The 17596-nt window shown below is 63.1% G+C and carries 18 protein-coding genes; 11 read left to right on the top strand and 7 right to left on the bottom strand.

All coding sequences use genetic code 11. From position 1 onward, the window contains the following. Positions 1–9: 9 nt before the first annotated feature. Positions 10–996: a malate dehydrogenase gene (locus AB7A72_RS22365; protein ID WP_230774505.1), complete on the bottom strand. Its 987-nt coding sequence runs from the start codon at positions 994–996 to the stop codon at positions 10–12. 277 nt (positions 997–1273) lie between these two features. Between AB7A72_RS22365 and AB7A72_RS22360 the strand changes: the two genes are divergently transcribed. The 8 genes from AB7A72_RS22360 to AB7A72_RS22325 all read left to right on the top strand — a co-directional run bounded on the left by AB7A72_RS22360 (position 1274) and on the right by AB7A72_RS22325 (position 9239). Then, a complete protein-coding gene (locus AB7A72_RS22360) occupies positions 1274–2068 on the top strand; it encodes a GntR family transcriptional regulator (protein WP_239808935.1) in 795 nt (264 codons plus the stop codon). 135 nt (positions 2069–2203) lie between these two features. Then, a complete protein-coding gene (sdhC, locus tag AB7A72_RS22355) occupies positions 2204–2638 on the top strand; it encodes a succinate dehydrogenase, cytochrome b556 subunit (RefSeq protein ID WP_312415071.1) in 435 nt (144 codons plus the stop codon). Between the two features lie 42 nt (positions 2639–2680). Continuing rightward, positions 2681–3046 (top strand): succinate dehydrogenase, hydrophobic membrane anchor protein, encoded by a 366-nt coding sequence (sdhD, locus tag AB7A72_RS22350; RefSeq protein WP_239808937.1) that lies wholly within the window; start codon positions 2681–2683, stop codon positions 3044–3046. Positions 3047–3068: 22 nt separating this feature from the next. Further along, positions 3069–4874, top strand: coding sequence for a succinate dehydrogenase flavoprotein subunit (gene sdhA / locus AB7A72_RS22345; protein WP_239808938.1), 1806 nt, complete (start codon positions 3069–3071; stop codon positions 4872–4874). Between the two features lie 31 nt (positions 4875–4905). After that, positions 4906–5610 carry a succinate dehydrogenase iron-sulfur subunit gene (locus AB7A72_RS22340; RefSeq protein ID WP_021026927.1) on the top strand — a complete coding sequence of 235 codons (705 nt, stop codon included), beginning with the start codon at positions 4906–4908 and terminating at the stop codon, positions 5608–5610. A gap of 15 nt (positions 5611–5625) precedes the next feature. After that, positions 5626–5919: a succinate dehydrogenase assembly factor 2 gene (locus AB7A72_RS22335; RefSeq protein WP_369461216.1), complete on the top strand. Its 294-nt coding sequence runs from the start codon at positions 5626–5628 to the stop codon at positions 5917–5919. 20 nt (positions 5920–5939) lie between these two features. Continuing rightward, positions 5940–7250 carry a citrate synthase gene (locus AB7A72_RS22330; protein ID WP_239808941.1) on the top strand — a complete coding sequence of 437 codons (1311 nt, stop codon included), beginning with the start codon at positions 5940–5942 and terminating at the stop codon, positions 7248–7250. Positions 7251–7382: 132 nt separating this feature from the next. After that, entirely contained in the window at positions 7383–9239 is a 1857-nt protein-coding gene (locus tag AB7A72_RS22325; RefSeq protein ID WP_369461215.1) for a phosphoethanolamine transferase, read from the top strand. On the opposite strand, the gene AB7A72_RS22320 is transcribed toward AB7A72_RS22325, so the two are convergent. Next, a complete protein-coding gene (locus AB7A72_RS22320) occupies positions 9236–10426 on the bottom strand; it encodes a PA0069 family radical SAM protein (protein WP_407065015.1) in 1191 nt (396 codons plus the stop codon). The genes AB7A72_RS22325 and AB7A72_RS22320 overlap by 4 nt on opposite strands. Before the next feature lie 266 nt (positions 10427–10692). Here AB7A72_RS22320 and rnk point away from each other — a divergent pair, with 266 nt between their 5' ends. Continuing rightward, a complete protein-coding gene (rnk, locus tag AB7A72_RS22315; protein WP_133858575.1) occupies positions 10693–11106 on the top strand; it encodes a nucleoside diphosphate kinase regulator in 414 nt (137 codons plus the stop codon). Positions 11107–11112: 6 nt separating this feature from the next. Here the strand turns inward: rnk and AB7A72_RS22310 are convergent, their stop codons facing one another. Then, complete coding sequence (locus AB7A72_RS22310; RefSeq protein ID WP_312807647.1) at positions 11113–12297, bottom strand: acyltransferase family protein; 1185 nt, start codon at positions 12295–12297, stop codon at positions 11113–11115. 209 nt (positions 12298–12506) lie between these two features. Here AB7A72_RS22310 and AB7A72_RS22305 point away from each other — a divergent pair, with 209 nt between their 5' ends. Both AB7A72_RS22305 and AB7A72_RS22300 read left to right on the top strand, forming a co-directional pair. Then, positions 12507–13091, top strand: coding sequence for a GbsR/MarR family transcriptional regulator (locus AB7A72_RS22305; RefSeq protein WP_239808945.1), 585 nt, complete (start codon positions 12507–12509; stop codon positions 13089–13091). Between the two features lies 1 nt (position 13092). Next, positions 13093–13554 carry a hypothetical protein gene (locus AB7A72_RS22300; protein WP_369461213.1) on the top strand — a complete coding sequence of 154 codons (462 nt, stop codon included), beginning with the start codon at positions 13093–13095 and terminating at the stop codon, positions 13552–13554. Here the strand turns inward: AB7A72_RS22300 and AB7A72_RS22295 are convergent. The 4 genes from AB7A72_RS22295 to AB7A72_RS22280 form a co-directional block, all read right to left on the bottom strand. Continuing rightward, positions 13551–14195 carry a hypothetical protein gene (locus tag AB7A72_RS22295; RefSeq protein ID WP_369461212.1) on the bottom strand — a complete coding sequence of 215 codons (645 nt, stop codon included), beginning with the start codon at positions 14193–14195 and terminating at the stop codon, positions 13551–13553. The genes AB7A72_RS22300 and AB7A72_RS22295 overlap by 4 nt on opposite strands. An 86-nt stretch (positions 14196–14281) precedes the next feature. Continuing rightward, a complete protein-coding gene (locus tag AB7A72_RS22290; RefSeq protein WP_239808948.1) occupies positions 14282–15271 on the bottom strand; it encodes an NAD(P)H-dependent flavin oxidoreductase in 990 nt (329 codons plus the stop codon). A 106-nt stretch (positions 15272–15377) separates the two neighbouring features. Continuing rightward, positions 15378–17171, bottom strand: coding sequence for an acyl-CoA dehydrogenase (locus tag AB7A72_RS22285; protein ID WP_369461211.1), 1794 nt, complete (start codon positions 17169–17171; stop codon positions 15378–15380). Positions 17172–17345: 174 nt separating this feature from the next. Beyond that, positions 17346–17596 (bottom strand): electron transfer flavoprotein subunit alpha/FixB family protein (locus AB7A72_RS22280; protein WP_369459085.1); only part of this gene is annotated, 251 nt, incomplete at its 5' end.

Raw genomic sequence — 17596 nt, 5'->3', positions numbered from 1 at the left:
GGCCTTGGATTACAGCAGGTGCTTGACGCCGTCCTGCTCGCCTTGCAGCTCAGCCAGGGTCTTGTCGATGCATTCTTGCGAGAATGCGTCGATTTCCAGGCCTTCGACGATCTTGTATTCGCCGTTTTCGGTGGTCACGGGGAAGCCGAAGATGATGCCGGCAGGGATGCCGTATTCGCCATTCGAAGGCACGCCCATGGTCACCCATTCGCCCGCCGAGCCCAGGGCCCAGTCACGCATGTGGTCGATGGCGGCGTTGGCAGCCGATGCTGCCGACGACAGGCCACGAGCAGCAATGATGGCGGCGCCACGCTTGCCCACGGTGGGCAGGAACACGTCCTTGTTCCAGGTCTGGTCGTTGATCGCTTCCTTGACCGACTTGCCGTCCACGGTGGCGAAACGGTAGTCGGCGTACATCGTTGGCGAGTGGTTGCCCCAGACGGTCAGCTTGCGGATGTCGCCCACCTTGAAGCCGCCCTTGGCAGCCAGTTGGGAAGCAGCGCGGTTGTGGTCCAGGCGCAGCATGGCGGTGAAGTTCTTCGCGGGCAGGTCCGGAGCCGACTTCATCGCGATGTAGGCATTGGTGTTGGCAGGGTTGCCCACCACCAGCACCTTGACGTTGCGCGAAGCGACAGCGTTCAGGGCCTTGCCTTGGGCAGTGAAGATCTGGGCATTGGCAGCCAGCAGGTCGGCGCGCTCCATGCCTGGGCCGCGAGGACGGGCGCCCACGAGCAGTGCGTAGTCGGTGTCCTTGAATGCCTGCAGCGGGTCGCTGTGGGCTTCGATACCGGCCAGCAGAGGGAAAGCGCAGTCTTCCAGCTCCATGATCACGCCCTTGAGCGCGTTCTGTGCCTTTTCGTCAGGAATTTCCAGCAGTTGCAGGATGACAGGCTGATCCTTGCCCAGCATTTCGCCCGACGCGATGCGGAACAACAGGGCATAACCGATTTGACCAGCGGCACCGGTAACGGCGACACGTACGGGCTTCTTGCTCATGGGAAAACTCCAGAAAATAGAAATGAGGTGTCCAAGCAGGCCAGCATCGGAGAACGTGTCAAACGACTGGAATCAGCGATCGGGAGGCCCCGATGGCAGGTCTGTAAACAGCGCGTAAGTGTACTCTTGAACAGATCACTCAGTCAATTTGTCTTATGTCTTATATAAGATATGATTGGCCTCTGATGCGCTATACAATGCGCGCTGTAATTTTGAACCGTTGGATGTCACATCCACGGTGACACCCGAGAGATTGAATCTCTCCCAAGACAAGCGCATGACATCTTCCACCCCCAATGCAAACGACACCGGCATCCCGTCCGCTGGCGACAGTGTGGGTGGTGCGACCCCTGCTTTCAGCCCGCTCTACCAGCAGATCAAGGGCCTGATCCTGCAAAGCCTGGAGGCTGGCGCCTGGAAACCCGGCGAGATGATCCCCAGCGAGATGGAGCTGGCGGCCCGCTACCGCGTCAGCCAGGGCACCGTGCGCAAGGCCATCGACGAGCTGGCCGCCGAGAACCTGCTGCTGCGCCGCCAGGGCAAGGGCACCTTTGTGGCCACCCATGCCGAACGCAATGTGCAGTACCGTTTCCTGCGTCTCCTGCCCGACAGTGGCGACCTCAATGAGGAAGGCCCTGCCCAGCGCAACATCATCTCCTGCCGCAGCATCAAGGGCCCCAGCGAGATCTGCAAGCTGCTGCAGGTGCCCACGGGTGAATCGCTGATCCACGTGCGGCGCGTGCTGGTGTTCGCAGGCATTCCGACGATTGTCGAAGACATCTGGTTGCCCAGCAGCAGCTTCAAGGGCCTGTCGGCCGAGCAGATGCGCGACTACCCCGGCGCCACCTATGCCATGTTCGAGGTGGAGTACGGTGTACGCATGGTGCGCGCCCAGGAAAAACTGCGCGCCGTGCTGCCCGATGCCGCCCAGGCCCAACTGCTCGATGTCGATGCGCACACCCCATTGCTCAGCGTGGAGCGCGTTGCTTACACCTATAACGATGTTCCCATGGAATTACGACGAGGTCTTTATCGGACGGACACCCACCATTACAGCAATACCCTGAGCTAATGCACCGGTCAAGTCAGAGTAGTCACCACGGGGTTAAAGAGAAACCCTTAGACCTGCGCGCTGCATTGCAATAAAATTTTGCAGGTTTGCGCCTAGCGATTACATAGCAGTTACATCCACGAAAGTTTTCACACCATGACAGATACCACGAAGAAGCGGCCCGAGTTTCGCAATATCAACCCTTTGTCGGACCTCACCACCTACCGCTTGCCGCTGGCCGGCAAGCTGTCGATCCTGCACCGCGTCAGTGGTCTGGTCATGTTCTTCCTGCTGCCTTTCGTGATCTGGCTGCTCGACACCTCGATCTCCTCCGAGTTCTCCTACGCCCGCTTCACCGCCGCCTTCAACACCGGCGCTGGCATCTTCCCGGGCTGGTTCATCAAGCTGGCCGTGCTGGCGCTGATCTGGTCCTACCTGCACCACTTCTGCGCCGGCCTGCGCCACATCTGGATGGACGTCTCGCACAAGGCGGTCAACAAGGAATTCGGCAAGAACTCGGCGCTCGCCTGCTTTGTCATCAGCCTGGCGCTGACGGCCATCCTGGGCGCCAAGCTGTTTGGCCTGTACTGATCGCCCACGACTGCATTCACTGATAAATAGAAAGGATTCCCCATGTCCGTCAATTACGGCTCCAAACGTGTCGTGACAGGTGCCCACTACGGTTTGCGCGACTGGCTGGCCCAGCGCGTGACCGGTCTGCTGATGGCCCTGTTCACCGTGGCCCTGCTGGTGCAGGTGCTGATGATCAAAGGCCCCATCGGCTACGAACAGTGGGCAGGCATCTTCGCCCACCAGTGGATGAAGTTCATCACCGTGGGCACGCTCGTCGCGCTGGCCTACCACGCCTGGGTCGGCATGCGTGAAATCTTCATGGACTACATCCAACCCGTCGGCCTGCGCCTGGTGATGCAGATTTTCGTGCTGGTCTGGCTGGTCGGCTGCCTCGGCTGGGGCCTCCAGGTTCTGTGGCGTCTGTGATACCCGCGATTGAAAGAGAACAATGAGCTATACAAAAGAGAACATCACCAAGCGCAAGTTTGATGTCGTCATCATCGGCGCTGGCGGATCGGGCCTGCGCGCTGCGCTGGAACTGTCCAAGGCCGGCCTGTCCGTGGCCGCCTTGTCCAAGGTTTTCCCCACCCGCTCGCACACCGTGGCAGCGCAAGGTGGCGTGTCTGCCTCGCTGGGCAACATGTCGCCCGACAACTGGGAATGGCACTTCTACGACACCATCAAGGGCTCGGACTGGCTCGGTGACCAGGATGCGATCGAGTTCATGTGCCGCGAAGCACCCAAGGTGGTGTACGAGCTGGAACATTTCGGCATGCCTTTCGACCGCAACCCCGACGGCACCATCTACCAGCGCCCGTTTGGCGGCCACACCGCCAACCACGGCGAAAAGCCGGTGCAACGCGCCTGCGCTGCCGCTGACCGTACCGGCCACGCGATGCTGCACACGCTGTACCAGCAGAACGTCAAGTCCAAGACCAACTTCTTCGTCGAGTGGATGGCACTGGACCTGATCCGTGACGAATCCGGTGACGTCATTGGCGTGACCGCGCTGGAGCTGGAAACCGGCGATCTGTATGAGCTGCACGCCAAGGCAGTGCTGCTGGCCACCGGCGGTGCAGGCCGCATCTTCCAGGCATCGACCAACGCCTTCATCAACACCGGCGATGGACTGGGCATGGCGGCACGTGCAGGCATCCCGCTGCAGGACATGGAGTTCTGGCAGTTCCACCCCACCGGCGTGGCCGGCGCGGGCGTGCTGCTGACCGAAGGCTGCCGTGGTGAAGGCGCCATTTTGCGCAACAGCGACGGCGAGCGTTTCATGGAGCGCTATGCGCCCACCTTGAAGGACCTGGCTCCGCGCGACTTCGTCTCGCGCTCGATGGACCAGGAGATCAAGGAAGGCCGTGGCTGCGGTCCGAACAAGGACTACATCCTGCTGGACATGACCCATCTGGGTGCAGAAACCATCCGCAAGCGCCTGCCGTCGGTGGAAGAAATCGGCCACAACTTCGCCAACGTGGACATCACCAAGGAGCCGATTCCTGTGGTGCCTACGATCCACTACCAGATGGGTGGCATCCCCACGAACATCAACGGCCAGGTCGTTGTCTGGGACGGTCAGGAAAACAAGGTGGTCAACGGCCTGTACGCGGTGGGTGAATGCTCCTGCGTGTCGGTGCACGGAGCCAACCGCCTGGGCACGAACTCGCTGCTGGACCTGCTGGTCTTTGGCAAGTCGGCCGGCAAGCACATCGTCAACTACGTCAACGGCTATGGCGAATTCAAGCCCATGCCTGAGAACGCATCGGACTTCTCGCTGTCGCGCCTGAACAAGCTCGACGAGTCGAGCAGCGGTGAATACGCGCAGGACGTGGCCAATGACATCCGCGCCTGCATGCAACTGCACGCCGGCGTGTTCCGTACACAAAAGAGCATGGACGAAGGGGTCAAGAAGATTGCCGACATCCGCGCCCGCGTTGGTGGCGTAACCTTGAAGGACAAGTCCAAGGTCTGGAACACCGCCCGCATGGAAGCACTGGAAGTCGCCAACCTGATCGAAGTGGCACAAGCGACGATGGTCTCGGCCGCTGCCCGCAAGGAATGCCGTGGCGCCCACACCGTGGACGACTACGAACACCCCGCCGATGATCCCAAGTACCCACTGGGCCGCAATGACATCGACTGGCTCAAGCACACGCTGTGGTACAGCGCTGCCAACAGCCTCGAGTACAAGCCCGTGCAACTTAAGCCGCTGACCGTGCCGTCGGTACCACCCAAGGTTCGTACCTTCTAAATCCACGCAGCCCACGAAAGAACATCCCAAAATGAAGCGTACTTTCAAAATCTATCGCTACGATCCCGATAAAGATGCCAAGCCCTACATGCAAACCGTGGAGGTGGAACTCGACGGTCACGAGCGCATGCTGCTGGATGCCCTGGTCAAGCTCAAAGAACTCGATCCGTCGATCTCCTTCCGCCGCTCCTGCCGCGAAGGCGTCTGCGGTTCGGACGCGATGAACATCAACGGCAAGAACGGCCTGGCGTGCCTGACGAACATGAACACCCTCAAGGGTGACATCGTCTTGAAGCCTCTGCCCGGCCTGCCGGTCATCCGCGACCTGATCGTGGACATGACCCAGTTCTTCAAGCAATACCACTCGATCAAGCCCTACCTGATGGCCGACAGCTTTGTCGCCAACGAGAAGGAGCGCCTGCAGTCGCCCGAAGAGCGCGAAGAGCTCAACGGCCTGTACGAGTGCATTCTGTGCGCCAGCTGCTCGACCAGCTGCCCATCGTTCTGGTGGAACCCCGACAAGTTCGTGGGCCCTGCGGGTCTGCTGCAGGCCTACCGCTTCATCGCCGACAGCCGCGATGACCATACCGGTGAGCGCCTGGACAACCTGGAAGACCCCTACCGTCTGTTCCGCTGTCACACCATCATGAACTGCGTGGACGTGTGCCCCAAGCACCTCAACCCCACGAAGGCGATTGGCAAGATCAAGGAACTGATGGTTCGCCGTGCGGTGTAAGAACCAGATTGAGCAATGATGGAAAACGAACTGCTGGATGAACGTGCGCGCGATCTGCTGCGCTGGCGCAGCCGCCGAGGGCTGGTGGAGAACGACATCTTTGTCGAGCAGTTCTTCCGCACATACGGAGCAAGCCTGAATGTCCGCCAGGCGCAAGGGCTGACCACTTTGATGAACCTGTCGGACAACGACCTGCTGGACTTGCTGCTCAGGCGCAAGGAACCAACAGGCGACCTCGACACGCCAGATGTTCATGAAGTGCTGGAGATGCTGCGCAGCCGAAAACCACGCGCATCTCTTGCGGACTAACTCGAGAAGGAACCAGTTTTATGAAACTAGCAGACAACAAAGCCACGCTATCGTTTAGCAACGGCGCAGCAAGCGTAGACCTTCCCGTCTACCAGGGCTCGATCGGCCCGGATGTCATCGACATCCGCAAGCTGTACGCGCAGACCGGCATGTTCACGTACGACCCCGGTTTCCTCTCGACGGCTGCCTGCCAGTCGGCCATCACCTATATCGATGGTGACAAGGGTGAGCTGCTGTACCGCGGCTACCCGATCGAGCAGCTGGCCAAGAACTGCAACTACCTCGAAACCTGCTACCTGCTGCTGTACGGCGAGCTGCCCAATGCAACGCAGAAGGCCGAGTTCGAAGACACGGTGACCAAGCACACGATGGTCAACGAGCAGATGCAGTTCTTCCTGCGTGGCTTCCGCCGCGATGCGCACCCCATGGCCGTTCTGACGGGCCTGGTGGGCGGCATGTCGGCCTTCTACCATGACAGCACCGACATCACCAACCCTGAGCACCGCAACATCGCTGCGATCCGCCTGATCGCCAAGCTGCCCACGCTGGTGGCCATGGCCTACAAGTACGGCACGGGCCAGCCTTACATGTACCCGAAGAACGACCTGTCCTATGCAGGCAACTTCATGCGCATGATGTTTGGCAACCCTTGCGAAGACTATGTGGTGAACCCTGTGGTGGAGCGCGCGCTCGACCGCATCTTCATCCTGCACGCAGACCACGAGCAGAACGCGTCGACCTCGACCGTGCGCCTGTGCGGCTCCTCGGGCACCAACCCGTTTGCCGCCATCTCCGCTGGTGTTGCCTGCCTGTGGGGCCCTGCCCACGGCGGCGCCAACGAAGCCTGTCTGAACATGCTCGAAAGCATCCAGGCCAATGGCGGCATCGCCAAGGTCGGTGAGTTCATGGAGCAAGTCAAGGACAAGTCCAGCGGCGTCAAGCTGATGGGCTTTGGCCACCGCGTCTACAAGAACTACGACCCACGTGCCAAGCTGATGCAGGAAACCTGCAACGAGATCCTGGCCGAGCTGGGCCTGGAAAACGATCCGCTGTTCGCACTGGCCAAGCAGGTCGAGAAGATCGCGCTGGAAGACGACTACTTCGTCTCGCGCAAGCTGTACCCGAACGTCGACTTCTACTCCGGCATCGTGCAGCGCGCCATCGGCATCCCCGTCAAGCTGTTCACCGGCATCTTCGCACTGGCCCGTACCGTCGGCTGGATCGCCCAGCTCAACGAGCAGATGGCCGATCCCGAGTACAAGATTGGCCGTCCACGCCAGCTGTACACCGGCTCGGTGGTGCGCGACGTCAAGCCTATCGCCCAGCGTTGATGGGACGCAGCCAGGCAGCCCATGCGCCGCCTGGCACTGCGCCGCAACCCTTTGGAAACCCGCTACGGCGGGTTTTTTTACGCCTGCTGACGCATTAATCGCTTGTTAAGCTGGCGCGCCGACGATGGCGGGATGAATTTCTTTGCCCGGTTTATCACTTCCACAGGCAAGGCCGCCGGCACGGCGGCATTCCCGCCCCATCCGGCCGACCTGCCCTTCAGCGCTGACCTGGCCACCACCACCCCCCACCAGCCGGCGCGGCCCGTGTGGCTGTGGAGCCTGGTCGTCAGCCTGTGGCTGGCCAGCGTAGGCAACCTGGCCTTGTGGAAGGCGATATCGCAGGCCGAAGGCCTGAGCAGCGCCCAGCAGTGGGTATTGGGAACGAGTCTGGGCCTGGCCATTGCATGCGCCTGCTGGGCGTTGCTGACCCTGGTCAGTTGGGGCCGTGCGGCCAAGCCGGTGATGGCCACGCTGTGCTGGATCTCCGCCTTTGCGGCCTGCTTCATGCTGAACTATGGCATCGCCATTGATGCATCGATGCTCACCAATGTGCTGCAGACCGACGTCAAGGAAGCGGCGGACCTGCTGCACTGGAGCCTGTTTGTGACCGTCGGCGCCATCGCCATTCCCCCCACCTGGTGGATCTGGCGCCAGACCCTGCCCCGGCACCATGGCTGGCGCCCGGTGCTCCAGCAGCTGGGCATGGTGCTGCTGGCCGTGCTGGCGATGGTCGTCGTCGTGATGGCAGGCTTCAGACCCATCTCGTCGGCCATGCGCAACCACACCAATCTGCGCTACATGATGAACCCGCTGTCGACCGTCTATGCCGCAGGCAATCTGGTGGCCCAGCAAATCCACCACCGCGACACGACCCTCTACCCGATTGGCGAAGACGCCAAGCTCGGAGCCAGCTATGCGGGCCAGACCACGTTTCCGATCTATGCACTGGTGGTCGGCGAGACAGGGCGCGCGGGCAATTTTGCCGTCAATGGCTATGACCGGCCCACCACGCCTTTGCTGTCTGCGCGCGACGATCTGGCAGTCGCCACCAATGCCTGGTCCTGCGGCACCAGCACTGCCGTGTCGGTGCCCTGCATGTTCTCGCACCTGGGGCGCAGCAGCCAGAACAGCGACAAGTCCTATGAAAACCTGCTCGATGTGCTGCAGCGCGCTGGCCTGGCCGTCCTCTGGGTCGAGAACCAATCGGGCTGCAAGGGCGTCTGCGCCCGCGTGCACAACGCCAACACCGAGACCGACCTGCCCGCCGCCGCCCGCAAGGCGCTCTGCCAGGACGGCGAATGCGTGGACATGGCCTTGCTCGATGGCCTGGACGAGCGCATCAACGCGCTGCCCGCCGAGCAGCGCGCCAAGGGCGTGGTGCTGGTACTGCACCAGATGGGCAGCCATGGCCCAGCCTATTTCAAGCGCTCGCTGAGCCAGGACAAGCGCTTCAGCCCCGAGTGCAACAACGTCAACCTGCAGGCCTGCGACCGCGCATCGCTGATCAACGCCTATGACAACAGCGTGGTGGCCACCGACCGCATGCTGAGCGGCCTGATCGACTGGCTGGCCAGCAAGGGCCAGCGCCAGCCCACCGCGATGATGTATGTGGCCGACCATGGCGAATCGCTGGGCGAGAACAACCTCTATCTGCACGGCCTGCCCTACTCCGTCGCGCCCGATGTGCAAAAGCGTGTGCCCTGGATCACCTGGCTGTCGCCCGCGATGCAGCAGCGCATGGGCATGCGCACCAGTTGCCTGCAGCAAGCGGTGGCCACCGCCCGCATCAGCCACGACAACCTGTTCCACTCGATGCTGGGCCTGACCGATGTGCAGACCGCGCTGCACCAGCCCGATCTGGACATTTTTGCCAGCTGCAAGGGCTCTGCGCCGCCCGCAACAGTGGCGCACCTGGCGTCAGCCTCTGCGCCTGCAAGCGTTGCGACAGCGCAGCCAGTCCATGGCGCTGCTGCACGAAAGCGCGGCTAAAACAGGTTTCCCTGCCCCGGGTGTGGTGCCTGCGCGGCGCCCGCTTGCCGGGGCACCAGCAGCTGCCGGGCCCGCCAGGCCTCAAAACCGCGCCAGTCCATCTCCAGCCGCTCGCGCCCATAGCCCAGCTGCGCGCAGGCACGCACAAAGCGCTGGCGCACCAGGTCGGCCCACAGGCCCTGGCCCTTCATGCGGCTGAACGACTGGCTGTCATAGCTCTTGCCGCGCAGCCGGTCGGCCTCGCTGATCTGGTGCAGGTCGCGCACCCGCTGCATCACCCGGGCGGCGCGCTGCGGGTAGTGGGCCTGCAGCCACTGCTGGAAAACGCCATTGAGCTCCCAGGGCAGGCGCAGCACGGTGTAGAAGGCGGTGCTGGCACCGGCCTCGCGCGCCGCTGCCAGCACCTCCTCCATGTCCTCGGTCAAAAACGGAATGTGCGGCGCCACACTCACGCCCACCGGGATGCCCGCCTCGGTCAGCCGGCGTATCGTGCGCAGCCGCCGGTGGGGGGCCGCTGCCCGTGGCTCGAGCAGGCGGGTGAGCTGCGGATCCAGGCTGGTGATGGTGATGTAGACCGCCGCCGCGTTCTTGCGCGCCGCTGCAGCAATCAGGTCGATATCACGCTCCACGGCGCTGCTCTTGGTGATCAGCGAGAACGGATGCTCAGCCTCGCTGAGCACCTCGATCAGCTGCCGCGTCAGCCCCAGCTCCCGCTCGATCGGCTGGTAGCAGTCGGTGGCAGAGCCGATATTGAGCGAGGCAGGCTGGTAGCGCGGGCGGCTGATCTCAGCCTTCAGCACCTGGGCAATATTGGTCTTGGCAAACAGCTGGGTTTCAAAATCCAGCCCGGGCGAGAGATTCAGGTAGCTGTGGTATGGCCGGGCATAGCAGTAGATGCAGCCATGCTCGCAGCCCCGGTAGGGGTTGACCGAGTGATCAAAGAAGATATCGGGCGAGTCATTTTTCTGGATCGCGCTGCGGGCCTGCTCCTCATGCACCTGGGTCGGCAGGCTTTCCGCGTCCTGCTGCCACCAGGCGCCTTCTTCCAGATGCTGGTCTGCATCGCCTGCAACAGGCGCCGCAGCGGTGGCAGGGGTCCAGCCATCGTCGGCCCATTCCCGCACATCGCTGGCAAAGCGGTGGCGGGGGGCGCCTACTGCGCCCCGCCCCTTGCGGGCCACCGGCAGCGGCACGCACACTGGCACAGGCCCATCCAGCTCGTCCGCGCAGCGCTGCAGCGCCTGCGGGTCTTCCCGCGCGGCAGCGTTCAAGGTATTGGTGGAGGGATGGCGGGCAGGCATGGTAACTGTTTTTATATACAGTATTTCCATGCATTGTGCGCGATCCGGAGGGGCCATGCAAGCGCCGAGAAAACCAGGGCTATTCGCACCGTTTTGGTGCGAAATGGGGCATGGCCTACATTCGGGGATTACATACTCCGGAGGAAGTTTTCATGTCTCGCAAACCCCAACTCATCCTGTCATCCCTGGATGTGGACCGCCTGGAAGCACTGCTGGAAGCGATGCCAGCCAGTGCCTTCCCTGGCAAGGCGGATCTGGAGGCCGAGATTGCCCGTGCCGATATCGTGGAGCCGACCGATATCCCACCGGATGTGGTGACGATGAACTCCACGGTGAACTTCGATATTGCCGAATCGGGCAAGCAGTTCCAGCTGACCCTGGTCTACCCCAAGGACCTGGACGACACCAGCAGCAAGATTTCGGTATTCGCACCGGTGGGCAGTGCACTGCTGGGCCTGTCGATTGGCAATGAACTGGCCTGGCCATCGGTGGGCGGAAAAACCATGACGGTGCGCGTGACCGGCATCAGCTACCAGCCCGAGCGGGCTGGCGATCTGCACCGCTAGCAATCCCTACATCGACAAGCGCGCGCCGACCAGGCTGACCAGCAGGCCGGCACCGACCAGGCCCAGCTCCCAGCGGGCCACCGAACGCAGACTGGGCGTGCGCGCCTCGACACCCAGGTAGAGCGCGCGCCCGGCCAGCAGCGACAGCGCAAAGGCCAGGCCCATGCCCAGCCAGTTCAGCCAGGGCTGGCTCGGCCAGACATGCGAGACCACCGCGTTGCACAGCACCACGATCGAAAAGTGCACCAGAAACACCGAGTAACCCATTTGGCCCAGCGACTGCAGCCAGCGCACCGGCGCCTGGCGGCCCAGCCAATCGACCAGGCGGCTGTCCGAAGGCACACGCATCAACCACAGCAGTGCCACGGCGCCACACAGCGCCACCGCGATGCGCAGGCGGAAATCCACCTCCAATGACAGCAGGCCCAGTGCCAGCAATGCGGCCGTCCAGGACCAGGGCTTGGCACTTTGGCTGCCCCAGAAGGCCAGCATGCCCATGCCATAGGCGCCGATAAAGTAGACAAACCACATGTCCAGCTCACTGTGGCGGTTGAGCACCAGCAGCGACAGCGCCGTCATCGCCAGAACCACCCACTGGCCCAGTTGCAGGCCCAGCCACTGGCGCGGCCAGCGGCGGCTGAATGCGAACAGCAGCGTCACCGCCGCAAACAGCTGGAAGTCGATGGCAACATACCAGACGCCTGCCGACAGCGCATCTTCACCGCTGATGTCCTGCAGCATCAACGCATTGGCGATCAACTGCTGCCAGGTCGGCTCGGCGGGTACCGATTCATGGGCAAACCAGGGCCGCACCAGGGCAGCGATAAGCACCGCCAGCAACAGCGCGACGGAATAAGGCGCCAGCAGGCGCAGAGCGCGCTGGCCTATCTTGGCCAGCGGGCTGCCAAAGCGGGCCACGCCTTGGGGTGCCAGGCTGGCGGCCGACAGAAAGCCACCCATGACCAGGAAAATCTGCACGGCGATGCGCGCATATTCCGCCAGCCACTCGATGATGCCGGGGGTGACTTGTGCTGCAACATCCGACATCGGGCCATAGAAAGCCAGGTGGTGCCAGACGATGGCAGCACAGCAAGCCCCTTTGGTCATGTCCAGCCACAGATTTCGTTTGTTATGGGTTGTGGTGGTAGGCAAGATAGTCTCTGGCCAGCTGATCCGCCATGGGCATGCCATCGCGGCGCAGTCCGGCAATGTTCTGACAAAGGTGTGACACCGCGCGCGCAGTGCCACTCCATGTGTAACGCCGTTGTATCCGCTGCCGTTGACGTGGCGGCCCCGCTGATAGACCGAAAACTGCCGTCTTTACAAAGCGGCTATACCAAGGGCCGGGCCATGGCAGCCTGGCGTTTCAGCTTTTCCAGAAAAAACCGATAATCAGCGCCATGAAACAAGCCCCAACGCCGCTGCCCGAGCTCACCCGCCAATTCGTGTCACATTTTGGCGAAATGGGCAGCCGCTGGGGCATCAACCGCACGGTAGGACAGATCTACGCGCTGATCTTTCTGTCGCCCCAGCCCATCAATGCCGACGAGATTGCCGAGGGCCTGTCGTTCTCGCGCTCCAATGTCAGCATGGGCTTGAAGGAGCTGCAATCCTGGCGCCTGGTACACATGCGCCACCAGCCGGGTGACCGGCGCGAGTACTTTGAAGCGCCGGCCGATGTCTGGGAAATCTTCCGCACCCTGGCCGAGGAGCGCCGCCGCCGCGAGATCGAACCCACCCAGTCGATGCTGCGCTCCGCGCTGCTGCAGGAAACCCATTCGGCCGACGAGCAATACGCCCAGCAGCGCATGCAGGAGATGTACGACCTGATCGACAAGCTGATGACCTGGTTTGACGATGTGCAGCGCCTCAACCCCGACACCGCCTTACAGCTGATGGGCATGGGCAGCGCCGTCACCCGGGTGCTGACCATCAAGGACCGCCTGACCGGCAAATCGCCCGCCCGCAAGGAAGGCAACGACTGAGATGCTGGCGCTGCAAACTCCGGCCGCCATTGCCGAGCGGCTCTGGCCCGGCACGGGCTGGCCTGCGCTGATGCCCGGCCATGGCCTGCCCCGCACCGAGATTGCCGGTGATTTCGTGCTGCTGGACCACCTCGAAGCCGCCGAAGAAACCTGGGAGCGCGATGCCCCGTTGGCGAACCTGGGCCAGGAGTGGTGGGTGTTTGCCTGTTCTGGCACCGGCGACGCCTGGCTGTTGAGCCGTGACCAGCAGCAGACCATTGCCTTCCTGGACCACGATGCCGGGCCTGATGCCCTGCCCAGGCTGCTCGGCATCGATGCCGGGCAATGGCTGCAACTGGCCGATCTGATGGCCCAGCTGGAAGCGGCGCAGGACCAGGGGCTGGAGTTGGCGCCGCAAGCCCGGGTGCTGATGGCGCAGCTGGCGCCGGGCCTGCCTACCTGTTATCCCTACACGCTAGCTTAACGCGTGGGCGCTGCCTCAGCCGTCTTGGGCGCCAGCACGATGCGCAGGCCTTGCTCCTGCACCTCCATGCGCTCGACCGTATAGCCCAGGCCTTGCAGCAGCATGCGCTGGCTGGCCGGGAGCTCATAGACCAGCAGGCCCTGCAGCACCTGCTCGGCCAGGCGCGGGGCATAGGTCTGGAACATGCCCTGGTAGGCGGCAGGCACGCCCTGCATCTGCAGCTGCTGCACGCGCACATTGTGCAGGCGGATGCTGGCATCGGCATCGTGGAAGGCCAGGCCAAAGTCCAAGGTCATCTGGCCGGGGTATTCATTGCCCATCAGTTTTTCGGTCACCCAGATGTCAAAGGCGGCACGCAGGCTGTTGCTCTGCGCCAGCAGCTCCACCTTGGGCTTTTGCAGCTGGATGACGACCATGCCCTGCCAGGAGCGGGCCAGCGGAAACTTGGCCGCGACCGCCTGCTGCAACTGCGCCTGGCTGATGCTGATGCTGCGCGCACCGGCGGGCAGTGGGGCATCGGCCGCCTGCGCCACGCTGGCCGCAAGGCCGGCCCCTACGACCATGGCCGCTGCAGCCCATGCCAGGCAATGGCGGCGCGGCAGCAGCGGGGCTGGCCCTGGGGCAAAAAACAGATTCACCATCGCATCACACCGTAGCTGTCAAACGCGGTTCGACAGCGCCGCAGGGCCAAAGTTCAGCCCCGGCGGCCGGTGTTGGTATCTGCGCGTTACGCCGCTTGCGCAGCGGCAGGTACGCGGCTTGGGCCGCCAGCCAGCAGCGCATCGCGGGCTTCGAAGTACTCGCGCTTGAGCCGGGCCACCAGCTCGGCGGCGGGCACCACCTGCTTGACAGCGCCAATGCCCTGGCCACTGCCCCAGATGTCTTTCCAGGCCTTGCGGTCCTTGCCAAAGCTCATCGAGCTGGGGTCGGAGACCGGCAGGTTGTCCGGGTCCATGCCGGCCGCACGGATCGACGGGCTCAGGTAGTTGCCATGCACGCCGGTAAAAAGGTTGCTGTAGACGATGTCGTCCGAGTTGGAGCTGACGATCATCTGCTTGTACTCTTCCACCGCACGCGCCTCGTCGGTGGCGATGAAGGCCGAGCCGATATAGGCAAAGTCGGCGCCCATGGCCTGGGCAGCCAGCACGGCGCGCCCATGCGCAATGCTGCCCGACAGCGCCAGCGGGCCGTCAAACCATTCACGGATTTCCTGCACCAGCGCAAACGGGCTCTTGATGCCCGCATGGCCACCGGCACCAGCGGCCACGGCGATCAGGCCATCGGCGCCCTTGTCGATGGCCTTGTGTGCAAAGCTGTTGTTGATGATGTCGTGCATCACCACGCCGCCCCAGGAATGGGCCGCCTGGAACACGTCCTCGCGCGCGCCCAGCGAGGTGATCAAAATGGGCACCTTGTACTTTTCGCACAGCGCCATGTCATGCTCCAGGCGCTCATTGGTCCGGTGCACGATCTGGTTGATCGCAAACGGTGCGGCGGGCTGGTCAGGGTGGGCGCGGTTGTGAGCAGCCAGGGTTTCGGTGATTTCGGCCAGCCAGTCATCGAGCTGCTCGGCCGGGCGGGCATTGAGCGCGGGCATGGAGCCGACAATACCGGCCTTGCACTGGGCGATCAGCAACTGCGGGTTGCTGACGATGAACAGCGGCGAGCCGATGACCGGAAAAGGCACGTTCTGCAACGCGCCGGGAAGCTTGGACATACAAGGTCTCCTTCAAATGGCTAAAGCCTTCTGCGCGGTCAGGGCGGCGCAGACCCCCGGCGCCTTGGCCAAGGCGCCGGGGCACTTCAGATGGGGGGCATGGTGCTCAGAAACTGTCCTGCGGCAGCGCCATCACCGGGGCCGCACCGTGCAGCACTTCTTCGCGCAATGCGGAGGTTTTTACCAAAATATGCGTGGCATAGAAATGCGCGGTTGTCACCTTGGCTTCGAGGAAAGCCTGGTCGCCCGCGCCCTGGCTGAGCTGCTGCTCGGCCGCCAGCAAGGCCCGGCCCATTTGCCAGCCGGCCACCAGATTGCCCGCCAGCATCAGGTACGGCACGCTGGCCGCAAACACATCATTGGGCGCAGTCTTGCTGCCGGCGACCACGTAATCGACGACTGCCAAAAAGTCCTGCCGCGCCTGCGCCAGCGCACGTGCAAAGGCCTGGGCTGCGGCCGAGCTGCCGGCCTTCAGCGCGTGCTCGGTCTGCTCGATCTGGCTGGCAATGCCCCGCGCGGCCTGACCGCCATCGCGGGCCGTTTTGCGGCCCACCAGGTCATTGGCCTGGATGGCGGTAGTGCCTTCATAGATGGTCAAAATCTTGGCGTCGCGGTAGTGCTGGGCCGCACCCGTCTCCTCGATAAAACCCATGCCGCCGTGCACCTGCACGCCCAGGCTGGTGACCTCCTGGCTCATCTCGGTGCTGTAGCCCTTGATCAGCGGCACCATGAACTCATAGAAGGCCTGGTTGTCCTGGCGCACCTGCGCATCGGGATGGGCATGGGCGGCATCAAAGGCTGCAGCGGCCGTCAACGCCATCGCGCGGCAGCCTTCGGTATAGGCGCGCATCGTCATCAGCATGCGGCGCACATCGGGGTGGTGGATGATGGTGGCGCTGCCGGCCACGCTGCCATCGACCGGGCGGCTTTGCACACGCTCCTTGGCAAAGGCGGCGGCCTGCTGGTAGGCCCGCTCGGCAATGGCCACGCCCTGCAGGCCGACCGCATAGCGGGCCGCGTTCATCATGATGAACATGTACTCCAGGCCCCGGTTTTCCTCGCCCACCAAAAAGCCGGTGGCCCCCCCGTGGTCGCCATACTGCAGCACACAGGTGGGCGATGCCTTGATGCCCAGCTTGTGCTCGATGCTGACGCAGTGCACATCGTTGCGCGCACCGAGTGCGCCATCGGCATTGACGAGGAACTTGGGCACCACGAACAGGCTGATGCCCTTGACGCCTTCGGGCGCACCGGCCACCCGGGCCAGCACCAGGTGCACGATGTTCTCGGCCATGTCGTGCTCACCATAGGTGATGAAGATCTTGGTGCCAAAGACCTTGTAGCTGCCATCGCCCTGCCGCTCGGCGCGCGTGCGCACCAGCGCCAGGTCCGAGCCGGCCTGGGGCTCGGTCAGATTCATCGTGCCGGTCCACTGGCCGGAGACCAGCTTGTCCAGGTAGGTCGTTTTCAGCGCATCGCTGCCAGCCGTCAGCAAGGCCTCGATCGCGCCATCGGTCAGCAAGGGGCAGAGCGCAAAGCTCATGTTGGCGCTGTTGAGCATCTCGACACAGGCCGCGCCAATCGTCTTGGGCAAACCTTGGCCGCCGGCATCGACCGGGTGCTGCAGACCCTGCCAGCCGCCTTGCACATACTGCGCAAAGGCGTCCTTGAATCCCGCCGTGGTGCTGACCTGGCCATCCTTCCAGGTCGAGGGATGCAGGTCACCCACCACGTTCAGAGGCGCCACCACCTCTTCGTTGAAGCGTGCACATTCCTCCAGCACGGCCTGTGCCGTCTCCAGCCCCGCTTCTTCAAAACCGGGAATCTGTGCCACCTGGTCGATACGGGCCAGGTGCTCCATTGCAAACAGCATGTCCTTGACTGGTGCCTTGTAGCTCATCGTTGTCTCCTCGTCTTATCGTTGCTTGTGGTTTGGGGGTGCGCTGCGCAGACAAAAAAAGGCATCCCGCCAGGGGATGCCTTCTTCAGATGCTGCTGTCTGCCACCACGCTGCCCACCACATCCAAGCTCAGCAGGATGCTGTTGCAGTGTGGTGTGGTGGCAGGCACGTTATTTACAGCTTGCTGGCCATCTCGGGCACGGCGTCGAACAGGTCAGCCACCAGGCCGTAGTCCGCCACGCTGAAGATCGGCGCTTCTTCGTCCTTGTTGATCGCCACGATCACCTTGGAGTCCTTCATGCCCGCCAAGTGCTGGATGGCGCCCGAGATGCCCGCTGCCACATACAACTGGGGCGCGACGATCTTGCCGGTCTGGCCCACTTGCAGGTCGTTGGGCGCGTAGCCCGCATCCACCGCAGCGCGGC

It is taken from the genome of Comamonas sediminis (genome assembly GCF_041107495.1).
GTDB lineage: Bacteria > Pseudomonadota > Gammaproteobacteria > Burkholderiales > Burkholderiaceae_C > Comamonas > Comamonas sediminis.
Note: the sequence above shows the minus strand (reverse complement) of the source record. Positions and strands in the feature narration are given on the sequence as shown.